General features: G+C 68.3%; 15 protein-coding genes. All 15 read right to left on the reverse strand.

Annotation, left to right across the window (positions count from 1 at the left end; translation table 11 throughout):
* Positions 1–8: 8 nt before the first annotated feature.
* The gene (gene mraY / locus C6P64_RS00765; RefSeq protein WP_105746688.1) at positions 9–1,187 is read right to left on the reverse strand and encodes a phospho-N-acetylmuramoyl-pentapeptide-transferase; all 1,179 of its coding nucleotides are present in this window, start codon (positions 1,185–1,187) and stop codon (positions 9–11) included.
* Entirely contained in the window at positions 1,177–2,577 is a 1,401-nt protein-coding gene (locus tag C6P64_RS00770; RefSeq protein WP_105746689.1) for a UDP-N-acetylmuramoyl-tripeptide--D-alanyl-D-alanine ligase, read from the reverse strand. Before C6P64_RS00770 ends, mraY begins: the two co-directional genes overlap by 11 nt.
* The gene (locus C6P64_RS00775) at positions 2,574–4,121 is read right to left on the reverse strand and encodes a UDP-N-acetylmuramoyl-L-alanyl-D-glutamate--2,6-diaminopimelate ligase (RefSeq protein WP_245911585.1); all 1,548 of its coding nucleotides are present in this window, start codon (positions 4,119–4,121) and stop codon (positions 2,574–2,576) included. The genes C6P64_RS00770 and C6P64_RS00775 overlap by 4 nt, the downstream gene beginning before the upstream one ends.
* Positions 4,118–5,857, reverse strand: a complete 1,740-nt coding sequence (locus tag C6P64_RS00780) for a peptidoglycan D,D-transpeptidase FtsI family protein (RefSeq protein ID WP_245911586.1) — start codon at positions 5,855–5,857, stop codon at positions 4,118–4,120. Before C6P64_RS00780 ends, C6P64_RS00775 begins: the two co-directional genes overlap by 4 nt.
* Positions 5,854–6,144: a cell division protein FtsL gene (gene ftsL / locus C6P64_RS00785; RefSeq protein WP_105746690.1), complete on the reverse strand. Its 291-nt coding sequence runs from the start codon at positions 6,142–6,144 to the stop codon at positions 5,854–5,856. Before ftsL ends, C6P64_RS00780 begins: the two co-directional genes overlap by 4 nt.
* Positions 6,141–7,067 carry a 16S rRNA (cytosine(1402)-N(4))-methyltransferase RsmH gene (gene rsmH, locus C6P64_RS00790; protein ID WP_105746691.1) on the reverse strand — a complete coding sequence of 309 codons (927 nt, stop codon included), beginning with the start codon at positions 7,065–7,067 and terminating at the stop codon, positions 6,141–6,143. Before rsmH ends, ftsL begins: the two co-directional genes overlap by 4 nt.
* A gap of 10 nt (positions 7,068–7,077) precedes the next feature.
* On the reverse strand, positions 7,078–7,506 hold the full coding sequence (gene mraZ / locus C6P64_RS00795; RefSeq protein ID WP_105746692.1) for a division/cell wall cluster transcriptional repressor MraZ: 429 nt from the start codon (positions 7,504–7,506) through the stop codon (positions 7,078–7,080).
* A 228-nt stretch (positions 7,507–7,734) separates the two neighbouring features.
* The gene (locus C6P64_RS00800) at positions 7,735–8,211 is read right to left on the reverse strand and encodes a hypothetical protein (RefSeq protein ID WP_105746693.1); all 477 of its coding nucleotides are present in this window, start codon (positions 8,209–8,211) and stop codon (positions 7,735–7,737) included.
* A 77-nt stretch (positions 8,212–8,288) separates the two neighbouring features.
* A complete protein-coding gene (gene hslU, locus C6P64_RS00805; protein WP_105746694.1) occupies positions 8,289–9,632 on the reverse strand; it encodes an ATP-dependent protease ATPase subunit HslU in 1,344 nt (447 codons plus the stop codon).
* Positions 9,632–10,192: an ATP-dependent protease subunit HslV gene (hslV, locus tag C6P64_RS00810; protein WP_105746695.1), complete on the reverse strand. Its 561-nt coding sequence runs from the start codon at positions 10,190–10,192 to the stop codon at positions 9,632–9,634. The genes hslU and hslV overlap by 1 nt, the downstream gene beginning before the upstream one ends.
* A gap of 69 nt (positions 10,193–10,261) precedes the next feature.
* On the reverse strand, positions 10,262–10,744 hold the full coding sequence (dksA, locus tag C6P64_RS00815; protein WP_105746696.1) for an RNA polymerase-binding protein DksA: 483 nt from the start codon (positions 10,742–10,744) through the stop codon (positions 10,262–10,264).
* Between the two features lie 250 nt (positions 10,745–10,994).
* Positions 10,995–12,110, reverse strand: coding sequence for a CobW family GTP-binding protein (locus C6P64_RS00820; protein WP_105746697.1), 1,116 nt, complete (start codon positions 12,108–12,110; stop codon positions 10,995–10,997).
* Positions 12,111–12,238: 128 nt separating this feature from the next.
* The gene (locus C6P64_RS00825; protein ID WP_105746698.1) at positions 12,239–12,931 is read right to left on the reverse strand and encodes a DUF484 family protein; all 693 of its coding nucleotides are present in this window, start codon (positions 12,929–12,931) and stop codon (positions 12,239–12,241) included.
* Between the two features lie 7 nt (positions 12,932–12,938).
* A complete protein-coding gene (gene dapF / locus C6P64_RS00830) occupies positions 12,939–13,823 on the reverse strand; it encodes a diaminopimelate epimerase (protein ID WP_105746699.1) in 885 nt (294 codons plus the stop codon).
* A gap of 41 nt (positions 13,824–13,864) precedes the next feature.
* Complete coding sequence (locus C6P64_RS00835; protein WP_105746700.1) at positions 13,865–14,521, reverse strand: YiaD family glycine zipper/OmpA-like lipoprotein; 657 nt, start codon at positions 14,519–14,521, stop codon at positions 13,865–13,867.
* Between the last annotated feature and the right edge of the window lie 180 nt (positions 14,522–14,701).

The following is a 14,701-nucleotide window of genomic DNA, read 5'->3' on the forward strand; positions in this document are numbered from 1 at the left end:
TTCGGACCTCAACGCAGCTTCAGGGTGGACAGGCCGAGCAGGCACAGCAGCATCGTGATGATCCAGAACCGCACCACGACCTGGGTCTCGCGCCAGCCGGACTTCTCGAAATGGTGGTGCAGCGGCGCCATCTTGAGGATGCGCCGGCCTTCGCCGAACTTCTTCTTGGTGTACTTGAACCAGGACACCTGCAGCATGACCGACAGCGCCTCGGCGACGAACACGCCACCCATGATCGCCAGCACGATCTCCTGGCGCACGATGACCGCGATGGTGCCGAGCGCGCCGCCGAGCGCGAGCGCACCGACGTCGCCCATGAAGACCTGGGCCGGATAGGCGTTGAACCAGAGGAAGGCCAGGCCGGCGCCTCCCATCGCGGCGCAGAAGATCAGCAGCTCGCCCGCGCCCGGGATGTAGGGCAGCAGCAGGTACTTGGCAAACACCGAGTTGCCGGTGAAATAGGCGAACAGGCCCAGCACCGCGCCCACCATCACGACCGGCATGATGGCCAGGCCGTCGAGGCCGTCGGTCAGGTTGACCGCATTGCTCGAGCCGACGATCACCAGGTAGGTCATGACGATGAAGCCGAACATGCCGAGCGGATAGGCGACCTCCTTGAAGAAGGGCACCATCAAGCCGGTCTGGGTCGGGAACTCCATCGTGAAGCCGGACTGGGCCCAGCGCACGAAGAACTCGACCATGCCGGTGCCGCTGCGGCCCGAGATCGCGAACAGCAGGTAGCAGGCCGCGAACAGGCCGATCAGCGACATCCAGGCGTATTTCTCGCGCGAGCGCATGCCCTCGGGGTCCTTGTTGACCACCTTGCGCCAGTCGTCGGCCCAGCCGACCGCGCCGAAGCCGAGCGTGACGATCAGCACCACCCAGACGAAGCGGTTGCTCCAGTCGAACCAGAGCAGGGTCGAGAACGCGATCGCGAACAGGATCAGCACGCCGCCCATGGTCGGCGTGCCGCTCTTGCTCAGGTGGGACTGCATCGCATAGCCGCGCACCGGCTGGCCGATCTTGAGCGCGGTCAGCCGGCGGATGAACCAGGGGCCGGCGACGATACCGACCAGCAGCGCGGTCATGGCCGCCATCACGGCGCGGAAAGTCAGGTACTGGAACACCCGCAGAAAACCGAACTCGGGGCCCATGCCCTGCATCCATTGCGCCAAACTAGGCAGCATGGCTCACTCCTTCTTGTTGTGCCAGCGCCTGCAGCGACTGCACCAGCCGCTCCATGCGCATGAAGCGCGAGCCCTTGACCAGCACCGACCCCATGGTGGGAACCAATGCCAGCGCCTCGGACTGCAGCGCCTCGAAATCCTTGAAAAACGTCAACCGGCCGTTCGATCCGGCCAGCAGCGGCGCGGCCGCCTGCTCCATCCAGTCGCCCGACACCAGCACCCGGTCCAGGCCGAGCGCCAGCGCATGGCGCAGCACCTCGTCGTGGAAGGCCAGGCCCTGCGCACCGACCTCGCCCATGTCGCCCAGCGCCAGCAGGCGCGGGCCCGGCAGCTCGGCCAGCACCTCGATCGCGGCACGCACCGAATCGGGATTGGCGTTGTAGCTGTCGTCGACCAGGGTCAGATGGCGGCCGGCCAGCAGGAGCTGGTAGGCGCGCGAGCGGCCCTGCACCGGCACGAAGTCGGCCAGGCCGCGCGCGATCGCCTCCAGCGCCACGCCGGCGGCCAGCGCGCAGGCCACAGCCGCCAGGGCATTGCCCACGTTGTGCCGACCCGCGATCTGCAGCCGGGTCTCGAAGTCCCCCGCCGGCGTGCGCGCACGCAGGCGCCAGCCGCCATCGATCCAGTCGGCCTCGCCGCTGACATCGGCGCCCGCGCCGCCAAAGGTCAGCACGCGCCGGCTGCCCGCGAGCTCGCGCCACAGCGGCGTGAACTCGTCGGCGGCCGGGAACACCGCCGTGCCATCGGCCGGCAGCGCCTGGAAGCATTCGGCGTTCTCGCGGGCCACCGCCTCGACCGTCGCCATGAACTCCTGGTGCTCGCGCTGCGCGTTGTTGACCAGCGCCACGGTCGGCTGCGCAATGCGCGCCAGGCCGGCGATCTCGCCCGGATGGTTCATGCCGAGCTCGACCACCGCGAGCCGGTGCGAGGCGTCCAGGCGCAGCACGGTCAGCGGCACGCCGATCTCGTTGTTGAAGTTGCCCCGGGTCGCCAGCGCTGCCTCGCCCACGGCGGCGCGCAGGATGGACGCGATCATCTGCGTCACCGTGGTCTTGCCGTTGCTGCCGGTGACGGCGATCAAGGGCAGCGCGAACTGCTCGCGCCAGCGCCGGGCCAGCTCGCCGAGCGCGGCCCGGCTGTCGGCGACCTCGACGCCGGGCAGGCCGGCCGCTTCCAGGCCACGCTCGGCCAGCGCGGCGACCGCGCCGTCGGCGCGCGCCTGCGCCAGGTAGTCGTTGGCGTCGAAGCGTTCGCCGCGCAGCGCGACGAACAGGTCGCCGGCCTGCAGGCTGCGGCTGTCGCTGTGCACCCGTGCGATGCCGAGCGCCGCGGGTGCGCCGACGACGCGCGCGCCCTCGAGCTCGGGCAGGAGCTGGGCCAGGGTCTTCATGCCTGCTCCTTCATCTGGCACGAGCGCCAGGCCTGCAGCGCCAGCCGGCCCTGCTCCAGATCGGAAAACGGCAGTTTCACGCCGGCAATCTCCTGATAGTCCTCATGTCCCTTGCCGGCCAACAACAGCACATCGCTCGGACCGGCCTGCGCCACCGCCTGCGCGATCGCCGCCGCACGGTCGGACACGACCTCGACCCGGGCCGGCTCCAGCAGGCCAGCGCGCATCTGGGCCAGGATCTGCAGCGGGTCCTCCGAACGCGGGTTGTCGCTGGTCAGCCAGAGCCGGTCGGAGCCGCGCTCGGCCGCGGCGGCCATCAACGGACGCTTGCCGGCATCGCGGTTGCCACCGCAGCCGACCACGCAGCACAGGCAGCCGCCGCGCTTGTCGGCCAGCGGACGCAGCGCCTGCAGCGCCTTCTCGAGCGCGTCGGGCGTGTGGCAATAGTCGACCAGCACCAGCGGCTGGCCGGCCTGCTCGGCGCCCCAGGCCGACTGCATGCGGCCCGGCACCGGAGTCAAGGCGTTGGCAGCGGCGACCGCCGGCTCGAGCGCGTGGCCCTGCGCGCGTGCCACGGCCAGCGCGCTCAGCAGGTTGTAGAGGTTGTATTCGCCGACCAGCGGGACGCTGATCTGCTGCGCAGCGCCGCTGCTGCCATCGGGCTGGCGCTCGACCAGCTCGAAGCGCAGGCCGGTCTCGGTCAAGGCCCAGCCGGTCACGCGCAACCGCGCCTGCGGGGCGCGCACGGCAATCGTCCACAGCTCGAGCGCACCGGCATCGGCACGCGGCTGCAGCTCGGCCGCCAGCCGGGCGCCATGGGGATCATCGATATTGACCACCGCCGCCTGCAGGCCGGGCCAGTCGAACAGCGCGCGCTTGGCGCGCCAGTAGGCATCCATGCTGCCGTGGTAGTCGAGATGGTCCTGGGTCAGGTTGCTGAAGACGGCGGTGCGGATGCGGGTCGCCTCGAGCCGGCCTTCCTGCAGGCCGATCGAAGAAGCCTCGACCACGGCCGCCTGGATGCCAGCGTCGGCCCAGCGCCGCAAGCCGGCCTGCCAGCTCACGGGGTCGGGCGTGGTCAGTCCGGTCGGCTCGAAGTCGCAGCCCGGCACTCCCATGCCCAGGGTGCCCGCGAGCGCGGCGGGCTCGCCGAGCGCGGCCAGCCATTGCGCGATCCACCAGCCGGTCGAGGTCTTGCCATTGGTGCCGGTCAAGGCGATCACGTCGAGCACCTGGCTCGGCTCGCGCTGGAACAGGCTGGCAATGGCGCCGGTGGCGGCCTTCAGGCCCTGGAAGGCGGCAATGCGCGGATCGGTCGAATCGTCCAGGCCGAAGGCCTCGCAGCCCGCGCGCTCGACCAGGCAGGCGACCGCGCCGGCCGCCAGCGCGGCGGCGACATGGCGCCGGCCGTCCTGCGCCGCGCCGGGCCAGGCCACGAAGGCATCGCCGGGCCGCACGCGCCGGCTGTCGCTCTGCAGCGCGCGCACGCCCTGCTCGCGCAGCCAGCGGCAGGCGGCATCGGGCCGGTCGAAAGTCGTGATCACAAGGATTCCTCCACCGCCTGCGCCACGATATGCGGCTTGACGCTCATGTCGGGCTGCTCGCCCAGGATGCGCAGCGCCTGCTGCACGGTCTCGCTGAACACCGGCGCCGCGACCAGGCCGCCATAGACCTGGCCAGCGCTGGGCTCGTCGAGCATGACCGCGCAGATGATGCGGGGATGCTCGATCGGTGCCATGCCGGTGAACCAGGCGCGGTACTTGCCGGCGGCATAGCCCTTGCCGGCCTGCTTGCGCGCGGTGCCCGACTTGCCGCCGACCGAATAGCCGATGGTCTGGGCGCGCTGGCCGGTGCCGCCAGGGCCGGTCGCCATCGCCAGCATCTTGAGCACCTGGGCCGCCGTGCGCGGCGAGAACACCTGGGCACCGGCGGCAGCGGTTTCCGGCTTCTTGAGGATGGTGGCTGGAATGATCCGGCCCTCGTTGGCGAACACGGTGTAGGAGCGCGCCATCTGGAACAGGCTGGCCGACAAGCCGTAGCCATAGGACATGGTGGCCTGCTCGATCGGCCGCCAGGTCTTGTAGGGCCGCACCCGGCCACCGACCACGCCGGGGAACTCGAGCTGCGGCTTCTGGCCGAAGCCGGCCGCGGTGAAGGTCTCCCACATCTCGCGCGGCTGCATCTGCATCGCGATCTTGGTGGTGCCGACGTTGGACGACTTCTGGATCACGCCCTCGACCGTCAGCGTGCCGTAGTTGTGGGTATCCGAGATGGTCGAGCCGGTGATCGTGAGGCGACCGGGGTAGGTATCGACCAGGGTCTCGGGCTTGACGCGACCGGTCTCGAGCGCCAGCCCGATCGTGAACGGCTTCATGGTCGAGCCGGGCTCGAAGGTGTCGGTCAGCGCGCGGTTGCGCAGCTGCTCGCCGGTCAGGTTCTGGCGCTGGTTCGGGTTGTAGCTCGGGTAGTTGGCCAGCGCCAGCAGCTCGCCGGAGCGGGCGTCGAGCACCACCACGCTGCCGGCGCGGGCCTTGTGCGCGATCACCTGGTCGCGCAGCTTCTGGTAGGCGAAATACTGGATCTTGCTGTCGATCGACAGCTGCAGGTCGCGCCCGTCCACCGGCGGGATCGCCTCGCGCGTGTCCTCGACCACCCGGCCCAGCCGGTCCTTGATCACGCGCCGCGAACCCGGCTTGCCCGACAGGGCCTGGTTGAAGGCCAGCTCTATCCCCTCCTGGCCGACATCCTCGACGTTGGTGAAGCCGACCACATGCGCGGACGCCTCGCCCTCGGGGTAATGGCGCTTGTACTCCTCGCGCAGGTGCAGGCCCTTGATGCCGAGCGCCTTGACCCTGAGCGCCACCGGCTCGTCGACCTGGCGCTGGATCCAGACGAAGTTCTTGCCCCCCTTGCTGATGCGGCTCTTGAACTCGGCCAGCGACAGGCCGAGCAGCTCGGCCGCCTGGGCCAGCTTGGGATCGTCGAGCTCGATGTCGGACGGCTCGGCCCAGATGCTCTGCGCGACCACGCTGGTGGCCAGGATCACGCCGTTGCGATCGAGCACGCGGCCGCGGCTGGCCGGCAGCTCGAGCGTGCGCGCATAGCGCACCTCGCCCTGGCGCAGGAAGAAGTCGTTGCCCAGTACCTGGACATAGGCGGCGCGGCCGGCCATGGCGACGAAGCCGAGCGCCATCAGGCCGACGATGGCCTTGCTGCGGCCCAGCGGCGTCTTGCTGGCCAGCAGCGGGCTGCTGCTGTAGGCGATGCTGCGGCGGCTCACGGCTGACCCTTGACCGGTGCCTTGGCACCGGACTGCAGATACTCGGTCACGGCCGGATTGGTCGGACGCATGCGCAACTGGCCAGCGGCGAGCTGCTGCACCCGGACCGGTGCGGCCAGGGTGCGCTTCTGCGCCAGCAGCTGGTCATGGTCGGCGTCAAGCCGCAAGGCCTGCGACTGCGCCTTGCTCAGCGCCATGTAGACCCGGCGCGACTCGTAGCGCACGTTCACCAAGCAAAAGGCGCTGACCAGCAGCGCCAGCAGCAGGACCAGGTTGACACGCGTCACGGCGCCTCCGCGTCGGTGCGCTCGGCCACGCGCATCACGGCGCTACGCGCGCGCGGATTGGCCGCGACCTCGCGCTCGCCCGGCATGATCCGGCCGATGCTGCGCAGCGCCATCGGCTTCGGGGCCGCGAAGGGCGCACGGCGGTCGTAGACCTCTTTCGAGTGCAGGGCGATGAACTGCTTGACGATACGGTCCTCGAGCGAATGGAAGCTGATCACGACCAGCCTGCCACCCGGACGCAGCAGGCGCAGGCTCGCGCTCAGGGCCTGCTGGAGCTCCTCAAGCTCGGCGTTGATGAAAATCCGAAGAGCCTGAAATGTGCGCGTTGCAGGGTCCTTGCCCGGCTCGCGGGTTTTGACCGCGCCAGCCACGACTTCGGCCAGCTCGGCGGTGGTTCGAAGCGGGCCCCGTTCCTGTCGGCGACGATCAATCGCCTTTGCAATCTGTTGAGCAAACCGTTCTTCGCCGTAGTCACGTATCACCTCCGCCATCTGGGGAATTTCGGCCTCGGCCAGCCAGTCGGCCACGCTCTCGCCCCGGCTGGGGTCCATGCGCATGTCCAGCGGCCCGTCGTGCCGGAAGGAAAAACCCCGTGCAGGGTCGTCGATCTGGGGCGAGCTGACCCCGAGATCCATCAGGATGCCGTCGGCACAGGCCGCCGGCAGCTCCGCCATGGACTTGAAGCCCTCGTGGCGGATCGAAAAACGCGGATCGGCCTGCGCCAGCGCGTCGGCCACGGCCACCGCCTGCGGGTCCTTGTCGAAGCCGGTCAGGCGACCGTCGGCACCGAGCCGCGACAGGATCAGGCGCGAGTGGCCCCCGCGACCAAAGGTCGCATCGATGTAATGACCATCCGGTCGAACCGAAAGGGCATCGACCGCCTCGTCCAACAGGACGGTGCAATGAGAGAGAGGAGTTTGCACTGCCGTGCCTTCAGAAAGAGAAATCCTTGAAGACGTCGGGCATTTCGCCCTTCATCGCCTCGGCTTCCTGGGCCGCATAGGTCTCAGCGTCCCAGAGTTCGAAATGGTTGCCCATCCCGAGCAGCACAGCCCCCTTGGTGATTCCCGCGGCGGCGCGCAGCTCGGGCGCCACGAGCACCCGCCCCGAGGCGTCGAGCTCGCAGTCCATCGCATTGCCGAGGAAGATCCGCTTCCACCACTGAGCCGACATCGGCAGCTCGGCAATGCGGGCGCGGAAAGCTTCCCATTCGGGACGCGGAAAGATCATGAGGCAACCGTGCGGGTGCTTGGTGATTGTGAGCTGGCCGGCAGCAGTCGCGCTCAACACGTCACGATGCCGAGTCGGCACGGAAAGCCGACCTTTGGCATCGAGGCTGATGGAGGACGCTCCCTGAAACACGGTACCAGGCCTTTAAAAACACTTTTCGCCACTTTATTGCACTTTTTTCCACTGTAGCACCAAAACAGCCTGCTAAACAAGTAAATGTTTGTTTTTTTAAAATGAAATCAAAGACTTAGGCTCACACGCCCGCTGCAGGATCAGGAAAAACCCTTGATCGCATAAGCACTTAGCCGCCTGATTGCAGGCGAAACCTGAAGTCGGGAGGAAGGTCGGGAACTAGGAGCTTCAGCGACAGCCCGCCTGCTCGCGTTGCTCGCGCAGGAACTGCTGCTTGTTGCGGATGAACTCCTGCCGGCGCGCCGTGAGCTTCTGGCGGCTGTAGCCCTGCTGGCGCTCGAGCTCGGCCTGCCATCTGGCGCAGCGCGCCTGCAACCTGGCCTGCTCGCGCGCCCTGGCCTTGGCCTCGCGCTCGATGAGGGCCTGCTCGCTGCGGCTCGCCCGGCCGGCGCTGACCGCCTTGGCGCTGCGGCCGCTGCCCTGCTCGGCGACCTTGACCTGGCGTTCGAAGCTCATGCCGGCCGGCACGCTTTCGATGCGCTCGATCAGCGCGCCATGCTGCTGGCAATGCTGCTCGGACCAGAACTGGCCGCCGCCATAGGTCCGGCAACGGTAGATCTGGCCCGGGGCTTCGGCCTGCGCCTGGCCCTGAACCAGCAGCAGCCAGCCGAGCAAGCCCCAGACGGCACGCGGTCGAAAGGCCATGACATCCTCCCCTTCAGCAGAGTTTTATCATACAGGGCGGACGGCGTGCCGTCACGCGCCTGCAGGCAGCCGCTGCGTCAGAGGATGTAGCGCGACAGGTCCTCGTTCTGGCTCAGGGCGCCCAGGCGGGCATCGACATAGGCGGCGTCGATGGTGACGGTCTGGCCCTCGAGCCTGGTCGCGTCGAAGCTGACCTCGTCGAGCAGATGCTCCATCACGGTCGCGAGACGGCGCGCGCCGATGTTCTCGGTGCGCTCGTTGACCTCGTGCGCGATCTGCGCCAGCCGCGTGATGCCATCCGGGGTGAAGGCCAGCTGCACTCCCTCGGTCGCCAGCAGCGCCTGGTACTGGCGCACCAGGCTGGCATGGGTCTGGCTCAGGATGGCCTCGAAGTCGGCCACCGTCAGCGACTGCAGCTCGACCCGGATCGGCAGCCGGCCCTGCAGCTCGGGCAGCAGGTCGCTCGGCTTGCTCAAATGAAACGCGCCACTCGCGATGAACAGGATATGGTCGGTCTTGATCGCGCCGTACTTGGTCGAGACCGTCGTGCCCTCGACCAGCGGCAGCAGGTCGCGCTGCACGCCCTGGCGCGACACCTCGCCCGCGTTGGCGCCGTCGCTGCGGCTGGTGACCTTGTCGATCTCGTCGATGAAGACGATGCCGTTCTGCTCGGCATTGTGCAGCGCCTGCTGCTTGACCTCGTCCTCGTTGAGCAGCTTGGCGGCCTCCTCGTCGATCAGCAGCTTCCTGGCCTCGCCGATCTTGAGCTTGCGCGCCTTCTTCTTGCCGGCGCCGAGCTGGCTGAACATGCCGCGCAGCTGCTCGGCCATCTCCTCCATGCCGGCCGGGGTCATGACCTCGAGCTGCGGGCTGGCCGCGGCGAGGTCGAGCTCGATCTCCTTGTCGTCGAGCTCGCCCTGGCGCAGCTTCTTGCGGAACACCTGGCGCGCGGCGCTGTCGGCCGGCCTGTCCTCGGCATTGAAGCCGAAGCCTTCCGAGCGCGGCGGCGGCACCAGCGCGTCGAGGATGCGCTCCTCGGCCGCGTCCTCGGCACGCACCCGGACCTTGGCCATCTCGAGCTCGCGCTGCTGCTTGATCGCGATGTCGGCCAGGTCGCGGATGATCGAATCGACATCCTTGCCGACATAGCCGACCTCGGTGAACTTGGTCGCCTCGACCTTGATGAAGGGCGCATGGGCCAGCTTGGCCAGCCGGCGCGCGATCTCGGTCTTGCCGACGCCGGTCGGGCCGATCATCAGGATGTTCTTGGGCGTGATCTCCGGGCGCAGCTTGGGCTCGACCTGCTGGCGGCGCCAGCGGTTGCGCAGCGCGATCGCGACCGCGCGCTTGGCGGCCTGCTGGCCGATGATGTGGGCATCGAGCTCGGAGACGATCTCCTGGGGGGTCATGGCGGACGACATTACAGGACCTCGACCGTGTGGTTCATGTTGGTGTAGATGCAGAGTTCGCCCGCGATCTTGAGCGACTCGCGCACGACCTGCTCGGCGCTGAGTTCGGTATGGTCGACCAGCGCCCGGGCCGCCGAATGGGCGTAGGAGCCGCCGGAGCCTATCGCGACGATGCCATGCTCGGGCTCGAGCACGTCGCCATTGCCGGTGATGATCAGGCTGGCCGTCTTGTCGGCCACCGCCAGCATGGCCTCGAGCTTGCGCAGCACGCGGTCGGTGCGCCAGTCCTTGGTCAGCTCGATCGCGGCGCGCACCAGGTGGCCCTGGTGCTTCTCGAGCTTGGCCTCGAAGCGCTCGAACAGGGTGAAGGCATCGGCGGTGGCGCCGGCGAAACCGGCCAGCACCTGGTCGCGGTAGAGCTTGCGCACCTTGCGCGCCGTGCCCTTGACGACGATGTTGCCGAGCGTGACCTGGCCGTCACCGCCAATCGCGACCTGGACGCCCTGCGGCGTCTGTCGCCGCACGCAGACGATGGTCGTGCCGTAGAAGATCGAGGAGTCTTTGTGTTCCATGCCCCTATTCTCGCAGGCGCACGCCGCTTGCGCTGCGCCGCCGAGAGAGCCCGGAACCGGCCGACGCCATCAGTCCCCGAACATCTTCTGCTTGAGTTCGCGCCGTTGCTGTGCCTCGAGCGACAGGTTGGCGGTCGGACGGGCCAGCAGGCGGCCGACGCCGATCGGCTCGCCGGTCTCGGCGCAGTAGCCGTAGTCGCCCGAATCGATGCTGGCGATCGACTGCTCGATCTTCTTGAGCAGCTTGCGCTCGCGGTCGCGGGTGCGCAGCTCGAGCGCATGCTCCTCCTCGATCGTGGCGCGGTCGGCCGGATCGGGCACGACCGAGGTGTCCTCGCGCAGGTGCTCGGTGGTCTCGCCGGCATTGGCCAGGATGCCGGCCTTGATGGCCTGCAGCTTGCGGCGGAAATAAGCCAGCTGCACCTCGTTCATGTACTCGCTCTCGGGCATGGCGAGCATGTCGGCGTCGGTCAGCTGCTCCAAGGGCTTGGTCTTCCAGTGGTCGGCCAGCGAGGAATCCTGGGCGGCGGTCTTGGGTGCGGTGGTGGACATGATGGCTTCGATGGAGTGGGAATGGAAAACGGCGGCTGCAGCAGCCCTGCCGGCCGGTCAATCGGCGCGGGGAGGCGAGCTGTCGAGGTTCAAAACCGTTCTCCTTGATGCCCTTGCGGGCGGTCCTGGTGTTGGGCTGGACCGGCGTCGCGCGACGCCAGCGGCCCTCACTCTTATCTTTCTGACTGGATAAACGCCTGGCGCGCACTACGGCCCGCGGCGGCGGCATTGTAACGGTGCCGCGGACGCTTCAGGCCAGGCACTGCCCCAGGCCCTGCAGCAGGATGTCGCGCGGCAAGTCGATGCCGATGAACACCATCTTGCTCTGGCGCAATTCGTCCGGACCCCATTCGGGACCGAGGTCGCTGCCCATGAGCTGGTGCACGCCCTGGAAGATCACCTTGCGCCCGGTGCCCTTCATGTGCAGCACGCCCTTGTAGCGCAGCAGCTTGGGGCCGTAGACCTGCACGATCGCGCCGAGGAAATCCTCCAGCTTGGCCGGATCGAGCGCACGCGTCTCGCGGTAGACGAAGCTCTGCACATCGTCGTCGTGGCGATGGTGGTGGCCATGGCCGGGATGGTTGCAGGGCTCGCCGGGCGCGTGGTCATGGCCCTCATGGCCGTGATCGTGATCGTGATCGTGATCGTGATCGTGGCCATGCTCATGCTCGCAATGGCCATGGTCGTGGTCGCAGTGGCTGTGATCGTCGGATTTGAGGAAATCCGGGTCGAGGTCGAGCTTGGCGTTGAGGTTGAAGCCGCGCAGGTCGAGCACCTGGCTCAGCGCAACCTGGCCGAAATGCGCGGTCTGGATCGGCGCGCGCGGGTTCATGTGCCGGATCCGGTGCTTGAGCTCGGCCAGTTCGGACTCCGACACCAGGTCGGACTTGCTGATGAAGATCTGGTCGGCGAAGCCGAGCTGGCGCCGCGCCTCCTGGCGCTCGTCGAGCTGCTGCTGCGCATGCTTGGCATCGACCAGGGTGATGATCGAGTCGAGCAGGTAGCTCTCGGCGATCTCCTCGTCCATGAAGAAGGTCTGCGCGACCGGGCCCGGATCGGCCAGGCCGGTGGTCTCGATCACGATGCGCTCGAAGTCGAGCAGGCCCTTGCGCTTCTTGGCCGCGAGCAGCTGCAGCGTGCTGCGCAGGTCCTCGCGGATGGTGCAGCAGACGCAGCCGTTGCTCATCTGGATGATCTGCTCCTCGGTGTCGGAGACCAGGATGTCGGTGTCGATGTTCTCCTCGCCGAACTCGTTCTCGATCACGGCGATCTTCTGGCCATGGGCCTCGGTCAGCACGCGCTTGAGCAGGGTGGTCTTGCCAGATCCGAGGAATCCGGTCAGGATGGTGACGGGTATCAGGGCCATGGGTGTCGCTGTGGATACGGGAATGCACCGGCCATAGGGCCAACGCGGAGAATTGGTCAATCTGGCAGTGTAGCCCTTCTGTCAAGCCCCCTGGACCGATGCCGGAAGCCGGCAGGCAGGCTGCCGCGTCAGTCCGGCTCGCACAGCGGCAGCAGGCGCGACAGCGCAGCGCCCGCGAGCTCGCCCAAGTGGCGCAGGAAATCGGTATCCATCGAGGGCTGGAAGCGCTGCGCATCGTCCGAGGCCAGCAGCAGCAGGCCGAACGGCGGCGCGTCGGCCTGCGGGCGCAACGGCAGCAGCGCGACCGACTGCGCGGCCTCGGGCTGCTCGAGCCAGGCCAGCGCGGCCTGGCCGGCCTGCGGCCCGCAGTAGAGCCGCTCCGGCAAGACGGCGCGGTCGCCCTGCCCCATGGCAGCGGCCTGGTCGAGCTCGGCGAACTCGGGCGCCAGGCCCCAGAGCCTGAGTGCGACCTGGGGCAGCCCGAAGCGCCGCTCGAGCTCGGACCGCAGCAGCCCGGGCAGCTCATGCTCCGAGCGCGCACGCAGCAGGGCCTGGAACAGGCCGAGCAGCTTGTCGGCGATCGCCACGTTGTCGCGGCCCAGGCGCAGCATGGCCGCCAGCCTGAGCTCGAGGTCGTGGATCTTGCGTCGCAGCAACTCGACCTGGCGCTCCTGCAGGCTGATCGCGCGGCCGCCATGCGGGCTGCCGAGCTGCACGCTCGCGAGCAGCCCGGCATAGCGCTCGAAGAAGCCCGGCGTGTTCGCGAGGAACTGGGCGATATCGTCCTCGGTGATGGGCTGGAACTGGGCGCGACTGTCCATCGCGGACTCAGGCCAGCTCGGGAACTTCGATCTCGCCCTGGAAGACGGTGACGGCGGGACCGGTCATCAGCACGGGCGCGGCCAGGTCGCGGCCACCGGCCCAGGCGATCGTGAGCCGGCCACCGCGGGCCTGCACGTCGACCTGCTCGTCGAGCAGGCCGAGCCGGATGCCGGCGACCACCGCCGCGCAGGCACCGGTGCCGCAGGCCAGGGTCTCGCCGGCGCCGCGCTCGTAGACGCGCAGCTTGACCTGGGTGCGATCGACGATCTGCAGGAAGCCGGCATTGACCCGCTTCGGGAAGGCCGGATGGCGCTCGATCAGCGGGCCCCACTCGGCCACCGGCGCGGTCTCGACATCGTCGACCAGCAGCACCGCATGCGGGTTGCCCATCGAGACCACCGCGACCGGCGCGGTCACGACTCCGGCGGGCAGGTCCAGCGCCAGCGGCCAGGTCTGCCAGCCACCGCTGACCTGGGGTTGCAAGCCGGTCGGATCAAAAGGCAGGCGCTCGAGATCGAACACCGGCGCACCCATGTCGACCGTCACGCGACCGTCGGCATTGAGGCGCAGCTCGATCGCGCCGCCATGCACCTTGACGCGCACGGTCGGCTTGTGGGTGAGGCCGCGCTCGTGCACATAGCGCACGAAGCAGCGCGCGCCGTTGCCGCAGTTCTCGACCTCGCCGCCGTCGGCGTTGTGGATCAGGTACTCGAAGTCGAGCTCGGGGGTCGGCGCCGGCCGCACCGTCAGGATCTGGTCGGCACCGACGCCGAAATGCCGGTCGGCCAGGAAACGGTATTGGGCTGTGCTCAGGCCGAAGCGGCCGCGCGTCTCGTCGAGGACGACGAAGTCATTGCCCGCGCCCTGCATCTTGGTAAATGGAATCCGCATGGCCGCATTATCAGGCCGGCGCCTGCCTGGCGGCCAGGGACTTAGCGCGCGCCTTCGCCGACGAAGATCTCGACGCGGCGGTTGCGCGCCCGGCCCTCGGCGGTCGCGTTGCTCGCGATCGGCTCGCGCTCACCACGGCCGTCGATGCTTATCACGCTGGGCGAAATGCCGCGCGAAGTCAGGTAGTTGCGCACGCTGGCAGCGCGGTTGATCGACAGCGGGTCGTTGACCGCATCGCTGCCGACGTTGTCGGTGTGGCCGATGATGGTCACGCGCGCATTCGGGTTGTTCTGCAGGCCACGCGCGAAGTCGTCCAGGATCTGGCGGAAGTTGGACTTGATGTCGGCACGGCCGGTATCGAAGGAGATGTCGCTCGGGATATTGAGCTTGAGCTGGTTGTCGGCGGTCTGCATGACCTCGACCCCGGTGCCGCGGGTGCTGGCCTCCATCTCGCGTTTCTGCTGCTCCATGCGCGAGGACCAGACATAGCCGCCCAGCGCGCCAGCGGCAGCGCCGACTGCGGCCCCGCGCACCGCGCCCTTGGTGCCGCTGCCAGTGATGGCACCGAGCACGGCACCAGTGGCGGCACCGATGGCGGCGCCCTTGCCGGTGCCACCCTTCTGCTCTTCGCTCATGTTGGCGCAACCGGACAGGACGACGGCGCCGGCGAGGGTGGCGATCAGGATGTTTCTCTTCATGTGTTTCCCCTTTGAATCAGATTTACCACTGGCGCAAAAAGTGTAGACCGAAAACCCCTGACTGCCCAGCAGCCAATCGTCACCATCCGTAACGGCCTTACCATAGCCGGGTCCAGGACAGAAGACATCGCCCAGACCTCTCCCGCCCTCGGACGAGCCGCGGCCGAGCGCCCCAGGCCT

This window comes from Malikia granosa (assembly GCF_002980595.1).
In the GTDB taxonomy this organism is placed as follows: domain Bacteria; phylum Pseudomonadota; class Gammaproteobacteria; order Burkholderiales; family Burkholderiaceae_C; genus Malikia; species Malikia granosa.